This window comes from Thermasporomyces composti (assembly GCF_003386795.1).
Lineage (GTDB): Bacteria > Actinomycetota > Actinomycetes > Propionibacteriales > Actinopolymorphaceae > Thermasporomyces > Thermasporomyces composti.
This window is the reverse complement of the sequence record NZ_QTUC01000001.1, coordinates 51,532-69,156: the sequence shown is the minus strand read 5'-3', so window position 1 is coordinate 69,156 and position 17,625 is coordinate 51,532. Positions and strand designations below refer to the sequence as shown.

16 protein-coding genes and 1 riboswitch are annotated in these 17,625 nt (G+C 70.2%); of the genes, 5 read left to right on the top strand and 11 right to left on the bottom strand.

Annotation, left to right across the window (positions count from 1 at the left end; translation table 11 throughout):
- Nucleotides 1-289: 289 nt before the first annotated feature.
- The 4 genes from DFJ64_RS00305 to DFJ64_RS00290 form a co-directional block, all read right to left on the bottom strand.
- On the bottom strand, nt 290-1,681 hold the full coding sequence (locus DFJ64_RS00305; protein WP_211310440.1) for a metallopeptidase TldD-related protein: 1,392 nt from the start codon (nt 1,679-1,681) through the stop codon (nt 290-292).
- Between the two features lie 2 nt (nt 1,682-1,683).
- Nucleotides 1,684-3,192, bottom strand: a complete 1,509-nt coding sequence (locus DFJ64_RS00300) for a TldD/PmbA family protein (RefSeq protein WP_115848612.1) — start codon at nt 3,190-3,192, stop codon at nt 1,684-1,686.
- A 164-nt stretch (nt 3,193-3,356) separates the two neighbouring features.
- Nucleotides 3,357-4,004 carry a LysM peptidoglycan-binding domain-containing protein gene (locus DFJ64_RS20030; protein WP_170152452.1) on the bottom strand — a complete coding sequence of 216 codons (648 nt, stop codon included), beginning with the start codon at nt 4,002-4,004 and terminating at the stop codon, nt 3,357-3,359.
- 7 nt (nt 4,005-4,011) lie between these two features.
- A riboswitch (cyclic di-AMP (ydaO/yuaA leader) is annotated at nt 4,012-4,168 on the bottom strand.
- A gap of 164 nt (nt 4,169-4,332) precedes the next feature.
- Nucleotides 4,333-4,839, bottom strand: a complete 507-nt coding sequence (locus tag DFJ64_RS00290) for a phosphatase domain-containing protein (protein ID WP_115848610.1) — start codon at nt 4,837-4,839, stop codon at nt 4,333-4,335.
- Nucleotides 4,840-4,904: 65 nt separating this feature from the next.
- On the opposite strand from DFJ64_RS00290, the gene DFJ64_RS00285 reads away from it, so the two are divergent.
- Genes DFJ64_RS00285 through DFJ64_RS00275 form a run of 3 tightly spaced genes read left to right on the top strand, consistent with a single transcriptional unit; the run spans nt 4,905 to nt 9,236 of the window.
- Nucleotides 4,905-6,077, top strand: a complete 1,173-nt coding sequence (locus DFJ64_RS00285; protein ID WP_115851694.1) for a metallophosphoesterase family protein — start codon at nt 4,905-4,907, stop codon at nt 6,075-6,077.
- Nucleotides 6,074-8,695 (top strand): AAA family ATPase, encoded by a 2,622-nt coding sequence (locus DFJ64_RS00280; RefSeq protein ID WP_115848609.1) that lies wholly within the window; start codon nt 6,074-6,076, stop codon nt 8,693-8,695. Before DFJ64_RS00285 ends, DFJ64_RS00280 begins: the two co-directional genes overlap by 4 nt.
- A 40-nt stretch (nt 8,696-8,735) precedes the next feature.
- Complete coding sequence (locus tag DFJ64_RS00275) at nt 8,736-9,236, top strand: GNAT family N-acetyltransferase (RefSeq protein WP_115848608.1); 501 nt, start codon at nt 8,736-8,738, stop codon at nt 9,234-9,236.
- A gap of 78 nt (nt 9,237-9,314) precedes the next feature.
- Here the strand turns inward: DFJ64_RS00275 and fdhD are convergent, their stop codons facing one another.
- From fdhD to DFJ64_RS00240, 7 genes are all read right to left on the bottom strand, one after another.
- Complete coding sequence (fdhD, locus tag DFJ64_RS00270; protein ID WP_115848607.1) at nt 9,315-10,172, bottom strand: formate dehydrogenase accessory sulfurtransferase FdhD; 858 nt, start codon at nt 10,170-10,172, stop codon at nt 9,315-9,317.
- A gap of 83 nt (nt 10,173-10,255) precedes the next feature.
- A complete protein-coding gene (locus DFJ64_RS00265) occupies nt 10,256-11,953 on the bottom strand; it encodes a substrate-binding domain-containing protein (RefSeq protein WP_115848606.1) in 1,698 nt (565 codons plus the stop codon).
- Between the two features lie 369 nt (nt 11,954-12,322).
- A complete protein-coding gene (locus tag DFJ64_RS00260) occupies nt 12,323-13,351 on the bottom strand; it encodes an ABC transporter ATP-binding protein (RefSeq protein WP_342768083.1) in 1,029 nt (342 codons plus the stop codon).
- Between the two features lie 2 nt (nt 13,352-13,353).
- Nucleotides 13,354-14,157: an ABC transporter permease gene (locus DFJ64_RS00255; RefSeq protein WP_211310439.1), complete on the bottom strand. Its 804-nt coding sequence runs from the start codon at nt 14,155-14,157 to the stop codon at nt 13,354-13,356.
- Nucleotides 14,150-14,950, bottom strand: coding sequence for an ABC transporter permease (locus tag DFJ64_RS00250; protein WP_115848605.1), 801 nt, complete (start codon nt 14,948-14,950; stop codon nt 14,150-14,152). Before DFJ64_RS00250 ends, DFJ64_RS00255 begins: the two co-directional genes overlap by 8 nt.
- A gap of 279 nt (nt 14,951-15,229) precedes the next feature.
- Nucleotides 15,230-15,646, bottom strand: coding sequence for a hypothetical protein (locus DFJ64_RS00245; protein WP_115848604.1), 417 nt, complete (start codon nt 15,644-15,646; stop codon nt 15,230-15,232).
- Nucleotides 15,643-15,999 (bottom strand): hypothetical protein, encoded by a 357-nt coding sequence (locus DFJ64_RS00240; protein WP_147304551.1) that lies wholly within the window; start codon nt 15,997-15,999, stop codon nt 15,643-15,645. Before DFJ64_RS00240 ends, DFJ64_RS00245 begins: the two co-directional genes overlap by 4 nt.
- 110 nt (nt 16,000-16,109) lie before the next feature.
- Between DFJ64_RS00240 and DFJ64_RS00235 the strand changes: the two genes are divergently transcribed.
- Both DFJ64_RS00235 and DFJ64_RS00230 read left to right on the top strand, forming a co-directional pair.
- Nucleotides 16,110-16,961: a nucleotidyltransferase domain-containing protein gene (locus DFJ64_RS00235; RefSeq protein WP_211310438.1), complete on the top strand. Its 852-nt coding sequence runs from the start codon at nt 16,110-16,112 to the stop codon at nt 16,959-16,961.
- 77 nt (nt 16,962-17,038) lie between these two features.
- Nucleotides 17,039-17,623 carry a GNAT family N-acetyltransferase gene (locus tag DFJ64_RS00230; protein ID WP_115848602.1) on the top strand — a complete coding sequence of 195 codons (585 nt, stop codon included), beginning with the start codon at nt 17,039-17,041 and terminating at the stop codon, nt 17,621-17,623.
- Nucleotides 17,624-17,625: the final 2 nt, after the last annotated feature.

Sequence of the window (17,625 nt, the reverse complement as noted above, 5' to 3'; positions counted from 1 at the left end):
CTCCGGCACGCGCATCCGTGGCAGGAGCGGATCTTCGCTGAGCTGACCGCGGACTGGAGTGACAGGCGACGCGAGGAGTTCCGCGCCGCGATGGCCGACCTCATCGCCCGGTCGTACGAGCTCGAGGGACAGCTCGACGGCCCGGTCGTGCAGCCGCGCGACCGCGTGGGTCGCCCGCGGACGCTCACACGGGCACAGCGAACCAAGGCCACACGGGCACAGCGAACCAAGGCGCGTGGCGCGTGTCGGCCGCGGCCGGTGGTCGCCAGGGTCAGGGTGGGCGCCAGGGTCAGCTCGACTGGCTCACGCTGGACATGTTGAAGTCAGGCACCCGCAGCGCCGGCATCGCCGTGCGTGGGAAGTAGTCACCCCACTCGCGGGAGAAGGCCGGCGCGGTCACGCCCGCCTCGGTGAAGCGGGCGAGCAGGTCGACCGGGCTCTCGTTGAACCGGAAGTTGTTGACCTGCCCGACGACCTCCCCGCCTTCGACGAGGTAGACGCCGTCACGGGTGAGCCCGGTCAGCAGGAGGGTCTGCGGGTCGACCTCGCGGATGTACCACAAGCAGGTGAGCAGCAGGCCACGGTCGGTGCGGGCGACCAGATCCTCGAGCGAGCCACCCGGGTTCGGCACCTCGAGGATGAGGTTGTCGACGAACGGTGTCACCGGCAACCCGGTGAGCTCCGCGGAGTGCCGAGTCGTCACCAAGGACGACAGGACACCGTCGCGAATCCACTCGACGGCGCCCAGGCCGAGGCCATTGTCGAAGACACTCTGCTCGCTGGATGACGCGTGGGCCACGACGAACGGCGCGCACTCCAGGCCGGCGTGAGCCGGGTCCGAGCGCAAGCTCACGCTGGTGGAGGAGAGCCGTTCGCCCACACGTGTCCCGCCGCCCGGCTTGGCGAAGACGGTGCGGCCGTCGTGGGCGTCGCGCGCCGACATCGTCCAGTAGGCGTAGATCATCAAGTCGGCAACGGCCGTCGGTGGCAGCAAGGTCTCGTAGCGGCCAGCCGGGAGCTCGATGGTGCGCCGCGCCCACGACAACCGGCGCTCGAGCTCGGTCGTGAGGGCGCCGGGGTCGACGTCACGGAAGTCGCGGGTCGCCTGGCCGACCCAGGCGGAGCGGCTCAGGTCCTTCGACTTGCCGGTCATGGTGACGAACCCAGTCGGCTGCACGTACCGCAACCGCAGGCCGGTGGAGGAGCCGAGGTAGGTCGTGGTCACGTCGTGTTCGACGTAGCCGTAGTGCTGCACCCCGGTGTCGCGAGACCGTCCGAACGCCTCGCCCAGAGCGGGGGCGAAGGAGTCGAAGACGTGGATCGACGTGCTCGCCGGCGGCTCGTCCCAGTCCGGAGCGGCCTCGCCCGTGATGAGCGGACGCGCGTCCTCGGAGGGCTCGTTGGCCCGAGCGGCGTCCTCGGCGTCCCGGACCACCCGGTCGACATCCTGTGCTGTGGTCACCGACCGGCTGATGGCACCGGAGGACACTCCGGACCGGCCCGCCACGGTGGCGATCACCGTCAACGACCGGGTCAGCATCACCCCGTTCGTGGTGAGCGTGTTGTTGGCCCAGCGCAGGTTGGCGCTGGAGGACTCTTGGGCGATGACGACGCATCCGTCGGCCTTCGACCGGGACAGCGCCCGCTCGACGATCTCCTGGAGGGTCAGGTTGCTGCTCACGCTCACCGTCCCGATTCCTGAGTGGTGTTGAGGATGCGTACACCGCGGAAGAGCGCCGACGGGCAGCCGTGACTCACCGGAGCGACTTGTCCGGGCTGCGCCTTACCACAGTTGAACGCGCCACCCAGCACCCACGTCTGAGGGCCGCCGACCGCCTCCATCGCGCCCCAGAACTCGGTGGTGGTCGCCTGGTAGGCCACGTCACGAAGCTGACCGGCGAGCTTGCCACCCTCGATGCGGTAGAAGCGCTGACCAGTGAACTGGAAGTTGCGTCGCTGCATGTCGATCGACCACGACCGATCGCCCACGATGTAGATCCCCCGGTCGACCCGGCTGATCAGCTCCTCGGTCGAGGGCCCGTCAGGCTCGGGCTGCAGCGAGACGTTCGCCATCCGCTGCACGGGGATGTGCGACGGGGAGTCGGCGAACGCGCAGCCGTTGGACCGCTCGTAACCGAACGCCTTCGCCATCCGACGGTCGAGCTGGTAGCCGACGAGGATGCCGTCCCGGATGATGTCCCAGGACTGGCTCTTGACGCCTTCGTCGTCGTAGCCGACCGTCGCCAGCCCGTGCTCGACCGTGCGGTCGCCGGTGACGTGCATGCACGGTGAGCCGTAGCGCAGGGTGCCGAGCTGGTCTGGAGTCGCGAACGAGGTACCCGCGTAGTTGGCCTCGTAGCCGAGCGCCCGGTCCAACTCGGTGGCGTGGCCGATCGACTCGTGGATGGTCAGCCACAGGTTGGACGGGTCGATGACCAGGTCGTAGACGCCCGGCTCGACACTGGGTGCCTTGAGCTTGGCCGCCAGCAGCGAGGGGATCTCGGCCAGCTCGTTCTCCCAGTCCCACACCGATCCGATGAGGTACTCCCACCCGCGGCCGACGGGTGGCGCGAGTGTCCGCATCGAGTCGAAGCGACCGGTCTCGGGGTCGCTGGCGAACGCCTCCACGACCGGGTGGATGCGAACCCGCTGCTGGGTGGTGATCGTGCCGCGGTTGTCGGCGTAGAACTTCTGCTCCTTGACTTGGCGGAGCGAAGCGGTCACGTGGTCCACGCCCTCGGCGTCCAGCAGCCGGCGGCTCCAGTCGGCCAGGAGCGCCACCTTCGTGGGCTCGTCGATGTCGAACGGGTCGATCTCATACGACGAGACCCACGTGACGTCGTGGTAGATGGGCTCGTCGGCCAGCTCGATGCGCTCGGCGTTCATGGTGGCCGCGACCTTGGCCACCTCGACGGCGCGTTCGGCGACCCGGACCGCCTCGTCAGGCGTCAAGATCACGCTGCTGGCGAAGCCCCAGGTGCCGTTGTGAATGACACGGACGGCGAAGCCACTGTCCTGGCCGTCGTGGCTGCCCTCCAGCTTGGCGTCCCGCAGCGAATAGCGCTGGGACCGGATTCGCTCGAGGCGGAAGTCGGCGTGCTCGGCGCCGAGCTCGCGAGCTCGGCTCAGCGCCGCGTCGGCGAGAGAGTGGAGAGGCAGGCTCACAAAGTCCTGGTCGATCTCGTGCGGCACACGCCGAAGCCTAGCGGTCCGGCGCGACGAGGTGGGTGATCACGCGTGACCGCGGACGGCCCTCGTCGCGGCACCCCCGAGCGACACACACCGTGACCTACGCCGCGCTGGACACGCGAACGCCCCGCCCGGGTGGGACAGGCGGGGCGTTCGGTGCAGGACGCTCAGCGCAAACGCAGCTTCTGGTTCGGGAAGATCAGGTCGGGGTTGCTGCCGACGACATCGCGGTTGAGCTTCCACAGGGCACGCCAGCCGCCCTCGAGGTTGTGCGCGGCGGCGATCGACGACAGCGAGTCGCCGGGCTGCACGACGTAGGTCGCGCTGGATACGGGCGTGCGAGCTCGCTCCGAACCGCGCGAGCTCCTCGACCGGGAGCTCTCACGGGCCTTGCTCTGGTCCGACGACACTCCAGGGTCGCCCGCCTTGTCCGCCTCGGTCAGTCCGAGCTTGCGCGAGCAGGCCGGCCAGGCTCCCCATCCCTGGACGTCGAGCACCTTCTCCGCGATGGCGATCTGCTGCTCCTTGGTGGCCAGGTCAGCGCGCGGCGCGTACTTGGTGCCACCGAACTCCCGCCAGGTGGAGGGGGCGAACTGGAGTCCGCCGTAGTAGCCGTTGCCGGTGTTGATGTGCCAGTTCCCACTGCTCTCGCACTGCGCGAGCCGCTCCCACGTTTCCTGCGTGGCGGCGTCGGCCTGGTTGGCGAACGCGATCGGGACTGCGGCGGCGACGCCGGTGACCGCCGCGGTCGTGGTGACCTTGCGAGCGGCCCGTCGAGCGCGACTCGTGCCACGGTGCTTGGGCTTGTAGGGCATGCTTGTCTCGCTCCCTCTCATCGCCTGCGGAGTGAGCTGTCGGGTTCGGGCGAGAGGTGTGCCCGGCCGCGGGTTCCGCGGCCTCACCCCTAGGCCCACCCGAGGGGGTGGAGCCGAATCGGTTCCTCCGTCTCCGCCCCGTTGCTGACGACGGACGTACGACACCGCTGGGCGGAGCTCGGCGAAGCGGGTCGTAGTCGCGTCAAGGCGACGCGACGGACAGGACTCTACGACGTTGCCAATTCGTTATTCAACCGGTTCCCGCGCATCGGTGATTTCGCTGGTCACAGTAGGCGCACCGACACAATCAGTGACGACGTGCAGGTCGTTATGACCGACCGTTACGCTCTTGCGCCTCGTGCAGGGTTCTGGCCGCCTCGCCGTGCTCGTTCTCCTCGCCGAATCCCCAGGTGGCCTGCAGGACGGGGAAGCCGGCAGCGCGCAGCGTCGCGCACACCGCGGGATCGTCGTCGACCACGACCACGACACGTGCCTGGAGCTCGCGCAGCCGCTCCAGCTTGACCCGGCGAGCCGGTCTGAGGTCGCCGTCCCGGCGCAGGAGGAGCGTTCCCGGCGGGGCGCCGTGCTGGCGTAGCCACCGCTCGGTCACCCCCCTGAGGCGCTCGGGCCGCCCCGACAGGTAGACGACGCGGTGTCGGTCTGCCAACGTCCGCACGACGGCGAAGCCCTCCGGCAAGGGCGGGTCATGCTGGGCCGCGGCGAAGAAGGCGTCCCAGTCCTTGGGGCGGGTGCGCAGGTGGTGGAGCCGGTGGCGGACGTCCGCGAGCACGCCATCGATGTCGATGACCGCGGTGTCCCTGGCCCGATCGCTCATCCCTGCCCCTCACAGGCGTGGCACGACGCGTCTCGTCGGTCGCTCCGACTAGCGTGCACCCCATCATGGCGATCACGAGCAGACCCGGGGCCTCGGACACCGTCGGCGTGCGGTTTGTCCACTCCAGTGACTGGCAGCTCGGCATGGTGCGGCACTTCCTCGGCCCGGAGGCGCAGGCTCGCTACGGCCAAGCGCGCATCGACGCGATCGAGCGCATCGGCGCGCTCGCCGGGGAGGTGGCCGCTGCCTTCGTCGTGGTAGCGGGGGACGTCTTCGACGCCAACCAGGTCGACCGGCACGTCGTGCTGCGGACCTGCGAGGCGCTCCGTGCCGTTCCGTGCCCCGTGCTGCTCCTCCCAGGCAACCATGACTCGCTCGAGCCGGGCACGGTCTGGACCAGCTCGACCCTCACCACCCACCTACCCAGCCACGTCGACGTCCTGTCCGACAGCGAGCCGCGCCGACCCACCCCTGGCGTGGAGGTGGTGGGCTTCCCCTGGCGGACCCGGCGCGCGCTCACCGATCCACTCGCAGCGGTCGCCGACCTCGACCCGCCCGCTGACGGGCTGATCCGGGTCGTCGTCGGTCACGGCCAAGTGGACAGCCTCGCGCCCGACGTCGACGAACCCGCTCTCATCCGCCTCGCCCCCGTGGAGCGGGCGATCCACGAGGGTCGGCTGCACTACCTCGCGCTCGGGGACCGCCACTCCACCACCGAGGTGGGCACCACCGGGCGGATCTGGTACTCGGGAACGCCGGAGCCCACGCGTCCGGAGGAGGAGCGCCCGGGCGAGGTGTTGGTCGTGGAACTCGCTGGTGGCGAGAGACAGGCCTGCACCGTCACCCCGACGCGGGTCGGCACCTGGCGCCTCCTGTCCCACGTGGTTGAGGTCGACGGTGACGACGACCTCGACCAGCTCGCCGGCTGGTTGGATGACCAACCCGACAAGACTCGGACCGTCGTCCGTCTCGGCGTCCGCGGCACGCTCTCGGTGGCTGGGCTCACCAGGCTCGAGACCCTCCTCGACGCCTATGAGGAGGTCTTCGCCGCTGTCCAGCGCTGGGGCCGGCATTGGGACGTCGGGGTGTTTCCCGACGACGCCGCGTTGGACGAGCTGCCCGTCACCGGACCGGCTCGCGCGGCCTTGGAGGAGCTTCGCATCGCCACGGGCGCCGGCGACGCTGAAGCCGCCAACGCCTTGGCGCTGCTGCACCGGTTGGCTGGGGGAGCGGCGTGAGACTGCATCGGCTCCGACTGCGCAACTTCCGCGGGGTCACCGACCGCGAGTTGACGTTCCATCCCACCGGGGTCACCGTCGTGGTCGGGGACAACGAGACCGGCAAGTCCAGCCTGCTCGAGGCGTTCCGCTTGCTGTTCGAGGTGCCCGACGACTCCAAGGCGACGAAGCTGCGCGCGGTCCAACCGGCCGGCAGCGACGTCGGCACAGAGGTCGAAGCCGACGTCAGCGTCGGGGAGCTGCGCCTCCACTACCGCAAACGCTGGTTCAAGCAGCGGGCCACCGAGCTTCGGGTCGAGCCCGAAGGGCGCACGTGGACCGGCCGCGAGGCCCACGACGAGGCCAGGCGGCTGTTCGGCGAACACGTCGACGAGACCCTGTGGGCGGCGCTGGCCGTCGGCCAAGAGCAGACCCTCACCGTCCCGGTGGCCGGGACGGTGACCTCGGTGCTCACCGCGCTCGACGAGGTGGCAGGTGGGGAGAGTGACCACGGCGCGACCGTCCCGCTCGTGGAGGCCGTGGAAGCGGAGTACCTCCGCTACTTCACCCCGACCGGCCGCCCGACCGGCGCCTACGCCGAGGCGCTCCGGCGCCGGGACGAGGCGCGACGCCTGGCTCAGGACGCGAGAGCCAGACTGACCGAGGTCGACCAGGACGTCGCCCGCGCCGAGCGGCTCAGCCAGGACCACGACCGCCTGGCCGCCCGACTGGCGGAGCAGTCACGCCGAGTCGACGAGCTGGAACGGCGCCGCCAGGCCGCGGCCGAGCTCATCGCGTCCGTCGAGAGGCTCAGCCAGAACCGCGACCTCGCCGAGGAGCGGCTGGTGACGGCGCGCGGTGAGTTGGAGCGCCGCACGCTGCTTCGTGGCGAGGCCGCCCACCGCGAGGAGACCGCGGCGGCTACGGCGGCGACCGCCCGCCAGGCGGAGCAGGCCCTGCGCGAGGCCGAGCGTGATCTCGCCGAGGCCACCGCGCAGCTCCGGCAGGCTCGGGAGGAGCTCACCGCGCGACACACGGCCGTCCGCGCTGCCGAAGCGCACCTGGGACGCCTGCGTGACCGAGCCGACCTCGCCGAGCTGGAGGCGAAGCTGGCCGAGGTCCGTCACGCCCAGGACGAGGAGCGGCGGTGGGCGGCCGAGCTCGACCGGCTGACGATCACCGACGCCGACGTGGAGGAGGTCGAAGCTGCCCACCGTCGCGTCCTGGCCGCACGGGCGGCACGAGACGCCGGCGCCCCGACTGTCGTCGTTCGGCGAATCGGGCTGGGTGACATCGACATCGACGGCAGACCGGTGGCCGGTGACACCGAGCTGAGCGTCGCGGACGACACGACCGTCGCCGTCGCGGGCGTCGCCGAGGTCACCGTCCGACCCGGCGCGGGCGTCGCCGAGCTCGCCGCCGCGTGCGCGGAGGCTGAGCATGCCGAACGGGAGCTCCTGGCCACGTTGGGTGTCGAGAACGTCGCGGAGGCCCGTCGAGCGGCCCGCGCGCGGGCGGAAGCGGAGCGAGGACTACGCGCCGCTCGCGAGACGCTCCACCGTCGACTCGGTGGGGAATCGCTCGAGCAGCTCCTCCTCCGTCGCGACGTCTTGGCCCGCCGACTCGCCGAGGACCCTGGCGACGATGACGGCGCTCCTGATCCGCCCACCGGTATCGAGGAGGCGCGCGCCAGGCTGGCCCGCGCCCAGCAGGACGAGTCCGCGGCCGCGCGACTCGTCGCCGAGGCTGAGGAGCGCGAGGCGCGGTGCCGCAAGCAGTACGAGGCGGCCAGCGAGCACGCCACGGTGGCCCGCGTCCGAGCGGAACAGGAACAGGAACGCCGGGACGACGCCTTCGCCGCGCTCGCCACCGCCCGCGCTGAGAAGGATGACACGACCCTCGAGGAGGAGGTCCGCGCGTGCGAGTCGCGGCTCGCGGCGGTGGCCGAGGAGCTCGCACGAGCCAGGGAGGCCCTCGCCGCCAGCGGCCTCGACACCATCGAGGACCAGCTGGCCGACGCCACGAGCCTGCGCGACCAGCTAAGGCGGCAGGTCGAGGAGCTGCACGACGAGCTGCGACGCGTTGAAGGACGCCTGGAGATGGCCGGCGCACACGGTCTGGCGTCGGCGGCCGAGCGCGCGGAAGCCGACCAGGCCCAGGCCGAGGCTCAGCTGGAGAACGTCGAGCGCAAGGCCGGCGCGGCCCGCCGGCTCCGGGAGACCCTCACCCGCCATCAGGTCGAGGCGCGCCGCCGATACGCCGCGCCCCTGCGCGAGCGCATCGAAGCGCTCGGCCGCGTCCTGCACGGCCCCTCCTTCGGCGTGGTGCTCGGTGAGAACCTCGAGGTGCGGGAGCGGGTGCTCGACGGGGTCTCCCTGCCCGTCACGTCCCTGTCGACGGGGGCACGTGAGCAGCTCGCCACCATCGTGCGACTGGCCATCGCCGGACTCACCGCGTCGGACGGCAGCGGCGTTCCCGTCGTGCTCGACGACGCCCTCGGCTGGTCCGACCCGGCACGGCTGCAAGCGATGGGCTCACTGCTCGCCCGCGCCGGTTCCACGACGCAGGTGATCCTGCTGACCTGCGTGCCGGACCGCTACGCGAGCACCGTGCCGGGTGCTCGGATCGTGCGCCTGTGAGCCATGGTGGTCCCCACGGTGTGGCAAGCTGACGCCCGACATGAGCACGGAAGAAGACCACGTCCAGCTGGTGCGGGTCGCTGAGCGGCACAAGACGGTGCTCGCCAACCTCGTGCAGTTCTACCGCTACGACCTGAGTGAGGTGCGCAACTACGAGCTTTCCCCGCACGGCACGTACCCGTATCGCTACCTCGACCACTACTTCGTCGAACCGGCCCGGGAACCGTTGTTCATCCTGGCGGGGGAGCGGCTGGCTGGTTTCGCCCTCGTGCGGAAGCTCGACGACGGGCTGCTGCACCTCGCGGAGTTCTTCGTGCTGCGGGCCCTGCGCCGGGCCGGGATCGGCCGCCGCGCGGCGACCAAGCTGTTCCGACGCTTTCCTGGTGATTGGCAGCTGGAGTACGACCACGCCAACGTACCCGCGACCCGGTTCTGGCCCCAGGTTGTGGAGGCGGTGGCCGACGGGCCTATCGAGGCGCGGGACCTCTACCCGCCCGACGTCGACTACCCCTGCCGGGAGCTGCGTTTCCACACCAGCTGACCGCGGTGACCGCGTGGCCGCTCGCCCGGGGCGCACCGACTGACCCGCCTGTGGCTCACCGACTGACCCGCCTGTGGCCTACTGGTTGACGCCGCGGCCGGCGGCGCGATCGGGGTGGGTGTAGACCACGTACCGCGCCCCCCGCAGGAAGCCCACCAACGTCATGCCGAATCGATCGCACAGGTCGACCGCGAGACTGGACGGCGCGCCGACCGCGGCGACGAAGGGCACGCCAGCGGCCAGTGCCTTCTGGCAGATCTCGAACCCGGCACGTCCGCTGACGACGAGGAGGTGGCCGGCCAGCGGGAGCCGGCGACGGAGGAACGCCCATCCGATGAGCTTGTCGACCGCGTTGTGTCGGCCCACGTCTTCCCGGGCGCACACCAGCTCGCCCTCCGGAGTGAACACGCCGGCCGCGTGCAGCCCGCCGGTTCGGCTGAACAGGCTCTGGGCTGCCCGAAGCCGGTCGGGCAAGGCGCACAGCGTGACCGGGTCGACCACCGGGCCCGGCGCGACCGAGTGGAGGCCGGACAGCTCCAGCTCGTCGAGGCTCTGTTTGCCGCAGATCCCGCACGCGGCCGAGGCGGCGCCGTACCGAGCCGCCACCGGCCCACGCAGTGGACCAGTCAGGTCGACCGTCACGACGTTGTACGTCTGCTCGACGCCCGGGTCTGTGCAGTACCTGACCTGGACCACGCCGTCGGGGTGGGTGAGGAGCCCTTCGGAGACCAGGAAACCGACCGCGAGGTCGAAGTCGGCCCCCGGCGTGCGCATCGTCACCACGAGGGAGCGCGGCGACGCGCCGGGCCAGGCGACGCGAATCTCGAGCGGCTCCTCGGTCGCCACCAGGTCCTCGCGCTGGCGGACCGTGCCGCTGTCCACCTCTCGCACACGGACCCGGGCCGTGCTTTTCGGCCGCCTGTCGGACAGCGTCATCAAACCCGCCTCGCTTCCACCAGCCCCGCGCTCTGACGGCGCGTCCGCCGTCTTCCTACCACGCGACCGGCTGCGAGATCGGATCATTCACAGGCGGCACCGCACTGCCGACGCAGCAGGGAGTCGATGATGATGCTCTCCATGTCCTGCGGGTCCTTGGCCCGGTAGGCCCGTCCGCTGGTGACCTTGGCGATGCGTTCCAACGCGGCGATGTCGGCCTGCGGACCGATACCGACCAGGATCACCGCGATCGGCCGAGCTGGGTCAGCCTCCAGCTGCAGAGTGTTGATGAGCTGGTTGAGCGAGATCCCGGGCGTGTCCTCGTTGGCACAGGCAGGCGACGGCCTGGCGGCACCCGAGCAGGAGTCGGTGAGCAAGACCAACGAGTTGACGTGGGTGGGGTCGTAGGAGTTCTGCGCGACCCGGTACGCCGCGAGGAACGTGTCGTACAGCCCGGTGCCTCCCCCGGTTCGCCTGGGCAGCGCGTCGAGGTTCTTGTTGAGCTCGGCACGGTGCTCGGCGGTCAAGGGCTTGATGGCCGACAGCTCACGCCACGGCCGGCGACCATCACGGTTCTCGGCGAACTCCCACAGCCCGACCTGGGACTTGTCGGGGAAGTAGGTCAATGCCGTCTTGGCCGCGTCGCGGGCGAGCTCGATCCGGCTTCGGTCACCGGCGGCCACCGCCATGGACCCGGAGACGTCGACCACCGTCAGCAGTCGAGTGTCCAGGCTCATCGCGGCCCAGCTCCGCAGCACGTCGTCGGCGTCATCGAGCGAGACCGGCGGCAGCACGGTCACCTCGCCGACCGCGCCGGCTGCGTCCGGCGGCGTCTGATCGCGGTAGTCACGGAAGCCGGCCTTGCGGAATGCGGCGCGGCCAGCGGGGGCGTCGACGTAGCGCATGAGGGCGGCCCCCGCCTCGATGATCCGGCCCCGGTTGGACTTCTGGTGGAGCACGGACACCAGGGGGTACTCCAGGAGCACCGTGCCACCGCTGGGCACCACGGGCACGACGTCGGCGGTCGGATGCTCCTTCCGGAACGCCACCACCTGCTGCTCGGTGGCGGGGACTCCGCGGCGGAGGCCGTCCCGCCTGGCCTGGTCCAGCTCGACCTCGAGGCTGTCGACGCGCTCCTTGATCAACTGCAGGATGATCGTGCCGAGCCTGCGGCGTGCTGCCTCGGCGTCGTCGGTGATGGACCGCCGGATGGCCAGCAGGGCGCTGAGGGCGGGGCCGGACCGCTCGGCGTCGGCGAGGGCCATCCGTCCAGCGGTGGCCAAGGTCGGCCAGTCCTTGACGTCACGGAGCTCCTCCGCCTTGGCCTGGGTCGTGGCCAGGACGAGCGGCGTGGCAGCCACCGACGGGCTCAGCGACAGTAGCCGGTCGTGAGGAATGCCGGTGCGGGAGACCCATTCCCAGGTGTCGGGAATCCACAGGTCGGGCACGTCCCCAGCCTCGCTGGAGAGCCGGGTGAAGATCTCCCGCGGGGTCGCGGCGGTGATGTCGAACATCACACAGCGCCCGTCGACCGGTACGCGCTCCTTGGCCATCCGCTCGGTGACCGCTCTCAACGGCTCGACGATCTCAGGTGCCGCGGCCACCTCGATTCGCACCTCGCCGCTGCACGGTTCCGGCTCCATCAACGCCTGGAGGGAGAACCCTCGATCTCTGGCGTACACGGCCGCCGGGACGACTAGAGCGACGAGGAGGACAAGGGCGAGGATGACGCGACGGCGCCGCGATCGCGGCGGAACTTCTGCGGCGTGGCGTCCGGGCATCCCTGGCTCCCCTCCCGACCCCCGAAGTCCGAGCGGAGACTACCGGAAAATCACGTTCTGTGTCCCTTTCCAGGGAGAATTGACGCGGACAGTCACCTTCGGTATCCGCTCGTCAGCAGCGCGCAGTCACCAGGAGGTGGGTGTCGCCGTCGTTCTGTCGAGGCTTCGTCCTTGCGACGTTCGGAGGCGATGCGTCAGCTGGGACATCTCGGGAGCCTCGCCGTGAGGGCGGGCGTGACCAGCGACGGAGAACTCTCCGTAACTGAACTACTCTTCGTGGTGATCACGGTGTCCGCCGTCATGCTCGTCGTCCCGCCACCAGCACCGACGGCGGATGGCCTCGCCACGCGTGACGCCTGCCCGGTCCGGTTAGGACGCCCGTCCCTCGGCGTACATCCGCGCGATCACCGTCTCGATCGCCGGCTCTTGGATCGACAGGTCGGCGATGGGGTAGCGGTCGGCGATCGCGGCCACGAGCGGCGCCGCGCTCGCGGCCGCCGGGAAGCAGAGCCACTGTCGTGGTCCCTCGACGCGAAGGACACGCGCGCCACGAACCTGGATTGGCGGTAGCGGCCGTTCGAGGTCGACGACGAGGACGCGCTCGCTCTCTCCGTGCTCGCGCAGTCCGTCGAGGTCCCCGTCGTACACGAGCGTTCCTTTGTCGATGACCATGACCCGTGAGCACAGCTGCTCGATGTCGGTCAGGTCATGGGTGGTGAGCAAGACCGTCGTGCCCTGCTGGGCGTTCAGCGCACGCAGGAACTCGCGGACCTTCGTCTTGCTCACGATGTCCAAGCCGATGGTGGGCTCGTCGAGGTAGAGCACCTCGGGGTCGTGGAGGAGGGCGGCGGCGATGTCGCCGCGCATCCGTTGGCCGAGGGAGAGCTGCCGGACGGGTACGTCGAGCAGCGATCCGAGGTCGAGCGCGTCCACCAAGCGGTCGAGGTTCTCCCGGTAGCGCGTCGCGGAGATCTTGTAGATGCGTCGCAGCAAGCTGAAGCTGTCGCGCAGGGGCAGGTCCCACCACAACGTCGTGCGCTGTCCGAACACCACGCCGATCCGTCGGGTGAGGGCGAGGCGCTCTCGCGCGGGCTCGACGCCCGCGACGCGCAAGGTGCCCGCGCTGGGCACGAGAATGCCCGTGAGCATCTTGATCGTGGTCGACTTGCCCGCGCCGTTCGGGCCGATGTAGCCGACCATCTCGCCACGGCGGATGGTGAACGACACGTCAGTGACCGCGCGGACCTCGGCCTTGACGCGTCGCAGCAGCCCCGCCCGGCGGCGGACGACGAAGGTCTTGCTCACGCCGGAGGCCTCGATCACCGGTTCGGACGCGGCGAACGACGCCACGGTGGAGGAGGACGCTGCTGACGAGGACGGGGTGGGGATCGTGGTCACGGTCAGCTCCCGGTACTGCGATAGCTACGGACCCCTGCGCGCCACGCCAGCGCCGCGACCAGCGCGAGGAGCAGCGCGGCGACGGGCGAGGCGAACTCGAACACTTTCGGCAGGCCGAGGGGATCAGGCCGGTCGAGGATGTGCATGGACGGCAGCCAGTTGACGAACGCGAGCGGGATCGCGAACGTCGCGGCTCGCACCAGGTCCTTGGCGAAGATGCTCGGCGGGTACTGGGTGAGGAGGTTTCCGCCGTAGGTGAAGGCGTTCGCCACCTCGGCGGCATCATTCGCCAGGAACTGGAACGCTGCGCCGAGCGCGAAGATCGAGCAGAAGATCACGGTCCCACTGACGATCATGACCGGGAGCAGGAGCAACCGGTCCCACGTCCAGGTGACGTCGAGCGCCACGAGCGCCCAGGTGAGGACGGCCGTCGACTGCAGGATCCGACCGAGGCGACGCAGTGCGAAGTCGTCGGCCGCGGCTTGGACGAACGCCGAGACCGGGCGAACCAGCATGACGTCGAAGGAGCCGTCACGAATCCGCCGACCGAGCCGTTCGACATTGCCCACCAACAGGTCGGCCAACCCCAGCGCACACCCGGACGTCGCGTACAGGAAGGCGACTTCTGGTAGGCGAAACCCGCCGAGTTGCTCCGTGTGGGCGAACATGATGAAGATCGCCACGAAGTCGCAGCCGGTGACGGCGAACTGTCCGGCGGCGAGCATGACGAACGAGGCGCGGTACGTCATCGTCGCGCGAATCCACATCCCGACGATCCAGACGTACGCCCGCAGCGCGTCAGCCACCTTGCACCACCACTTTCCTCGTGGCGAGCGCGGTGACGAACCTGCCCGCGATCCACAGCGCCGACGCCCAGGCAGCTTGGAACCCGAAGACCCCGAGCAGCTCTCGCCCTTGGTACGTGCCCAGGAAGACATCGGCGGGAAGCTGGAGGATCGAGGACCAGGGCAGCACGTTGGCGAGGTCGCCCAGCCAGCCGGGGAAGATGTTGAGCGGCAGCAGCATGCCGGAGAAGAACAGGGCGAGGATGCCGGCGAGCTGGAGGACGCCGCGGGCGTCGAGCAACCAGAAGCCGGCGAGTGTAAAGAGATAGTTGATCGAGAAGCTCACGATCGCCCCGAGGAGAACCGCCAGGAGAAACGCGGCCCACGTCAGGGGGTTCGTCGGCAGTGACAGGTCGAACAGCAGCGAGCCGACCAGCGTGGGCGGGATGCCGCGGGCGAGGAGGTGGAAGCCAGCCCGACCGAGGTCGCTGGCCAGCCACCACGCCTGCAGGTCGACCGGACGGTACAGATCGACGGCGATGTCACCGGTCCGGATGCGCTCGGCCAGCTCCTCACGGAAGCCGCCGCCCCACAGCGCGCCCACCATGCCCAGCGACTGACCGAGCCAGACGTAGGTCACGGCGTCGTCGACGTCGTATCCGCCGAGCTGAGGTCGCGCCTCCCACAAGGCGATGTAGGTGAACGCCAGGATCAGGCCGAAGACGCTGTTGGTGAAGACGCCAGCGGCGGTCGCAGCGCGGTAGCTGGCGTAGCGGCGGAAGGTCCGCCACGCGATCGCCGCGTAGACCCTCATGGGGTGGGACTCCTCTCGTCGGACCGCCGAGGACGGCGAGGGCAGACGTGCGTTGGCCCCCAAGCCCAGAAGGGCCGGGGGTGGGGCGGCACGGGGCCGCGAATGACGCTGTGAACCACCGGCAGGTGGGATTGTCAGGTTCGCTCGGTGCGGGTACCGCTCGCAGGGCGGACCGAGCATCCTAGCCGTCCGGGCTGGGGGGAGGAAGCGAGATTCTCGTCCGACGCGTGGAGCGGTTGCGGCTCTCGTCCGCGGCCTGAGCGAGCCGCGCCACGCTGGTCAGGCGCTGAGGGGGATCAATCGAAGGTCGGCGTGGGCGCGCCGCAAGACGTCGGGACGGTCGGTGAGCACCGGCCAGCACCGCTGGTGACCCAGGTAGGCGGCGTGCGCGGCGGAGACGTCACCGGTGGCCTCGACGAGCCGATCCAGCTGTTCGGTGGGGATGTCGGTGAGCGACGACAGCAGCCACACGTCGTGGTCGTAGGTGAGCCCGCGGAGCCGCTCGATCGCGCTGGGCTCCTGGCGCTGGTCGTAGGCCGCGAGGAGCACGGTGTCGGGAACGAGCAGGGTGAGAGCGCGCGACCTCGCGGTGGCGATGAGAGCCTCCGCCATGACCAGGCCGTCGGCGATGTCCAAGACGGGAGCGATGTCGAGGACCCATCCGGCGGGCGGTGGGATGTCGAGGTGCCCGCTCACTGTCGCGTCGACCAGCTGACCTTGCCGAGTACTGTCTCACGGCGTCGGGCCACCTCCTCGGCGAGACGTTTCGCCTCGTCGTGGAGGTGTTCCTCTGGGACACCAGCGATGCGCAACCAGAACTCGTAGGCCTCGGCTGGTGGCACCGTCGCCCCGAACGTGCGGGCCGCCCACTGGTCGTGGCGCTCATGAGGGTCGGGCCACCGTCGCATGTCGTCGGCGGCCTCGTGACGCAGCCGCTCGACCACGGCCTCGCGATGCGCGACGGCGTCGAGTGGGCGATGACTCCCAGCCAGCTCGACGCCGGGCGAGTGCCCCGGTGGATCGCCGGCCCGCGGGCGGTGCGTCGTCATGGGAGGAAGCATAGGGGATCGCCGGCCTTGGGGCGAACGGGTCGTGGTGAGTGCGTCGCGGTCCGTTATTGATTCGGACGCGTGATCGACTGGACGTACCATGCCCGCCCGTGGCTGAGCCGGATGTGATGGCGGTGGCAGCTGAGCACGCCCGCGCGCTTGTGAAGGTCTCCGGGGTCGTCGGGGTCGTCGTGGGCGGCAGCCACGCTCGAGGCACTGCCGATGAGAACTCAGATCTCGACCTCGGCATCTACTATCGCGAGCCGCTCGACGTCGACGCGCTTCGCGACCTCGCTTCCGCCATCACGGGGCGGCCCACGGAGGTCGCCAAGCCCGGAGGGTGGGGCCCGTGGGTGAACGGCGGCGCCTGGCTCGACGTCGAGGACGCGCTCGGCTGGCCAGGAGGCCGCGTCGACTGGATTTTGCGCGACCTGGAACGGGTCGACCACGAGGTCTCCCGCGCACTCCGAGGTGAGTTCTCCCTCCACCACCAGGCCGGCCACCCGTTCGGCTTCCTCAGCACGATCTACGTGGGTGAGGCGGCGGTTGCGCGCGTCGTCGCCGATCCGCACGGCGCGCTGGCCAAGCTCCAGGCCCGGACGACGCCGTATCCTGAGGCGCTCCGCCAGGCCATGGTGCGCTGGTTGTGGGAGGCGGAATTCAGCGTCGAGATCGCACGCAAACCGGTGAAGCGTGGCGACGCTGCGTACGTCTCGATGTGCTTGGCGCACGCGGTCGGCATCATGGCCCACGCACTGCACGCTCGTGACGGGCAGTGGGTCCTCAACGAGAAGGGGCTCATTGACGCGGCCGGACGCCTCCCCTGTGCGCCCGCCGACTTCGCCCGTCGCGCTCACGCCGTCTGCGGCGGTGTGGGCGTCGAGGACGTCCTCGATCTGGAGGGACGAGTTCGGCTCGCCGCCGAGCTGCTGGCCGACGTGCGTCGCGCGACCACCGGTTGACACCGGACACGTGAGCATGGAGGCGACCGAGCTCGCCCTCTCCGGCTCGGTCAGCACCCGCCGCCTACCATCGACGGGTGCTTGAACCGCGGTACCCGATCGTGACCGACCGGCTCCTCCTGCGCCCTTTCCAGTCCGAGGATCTCGATCGGCTGTACGACATCCAGTCCCGGCCCGAGGTCGTCCGATACCTGTACTGGGGGCCCCGCACCCTCGACGAGGTTCGGGACGTCCTGGAGAGGAAGAAGACCCAGCACACCGTGGCCGAGCAGGGCGACGCCCTCGCGCTCGCGGTCGTGCGGCGCGACAGCGGCGTCCTGGTGGGCGAGGTGCTGCTGATCTACACCAGTGAGGAGCATCGGCAAGGGGAGATCGGGTACGTCTTCCATCCCGACGCCGCTGGGCGCGGCTTCGCGACCGAGGCCGCCGAGGTGATGCTGCGTCTCGGGTTCGAGGAGCTCGGCCTGCATCGCATCGTCGGCCGCCTCGACGGGCGCAACGTCGCCTCGGCACGCCTTCTGGAACGTCTCGGCATGCGGCGAGAGGCCCACTTCGTCCAGAACGAGTTCGTCAAGGGGGAGTGGACGGACGAAGTGGTCTACGCGATGCTCGCCGAGGAGTGGAAGGCTCGGGAGGCGACACTCACGGATCGGCGAGAGTGACG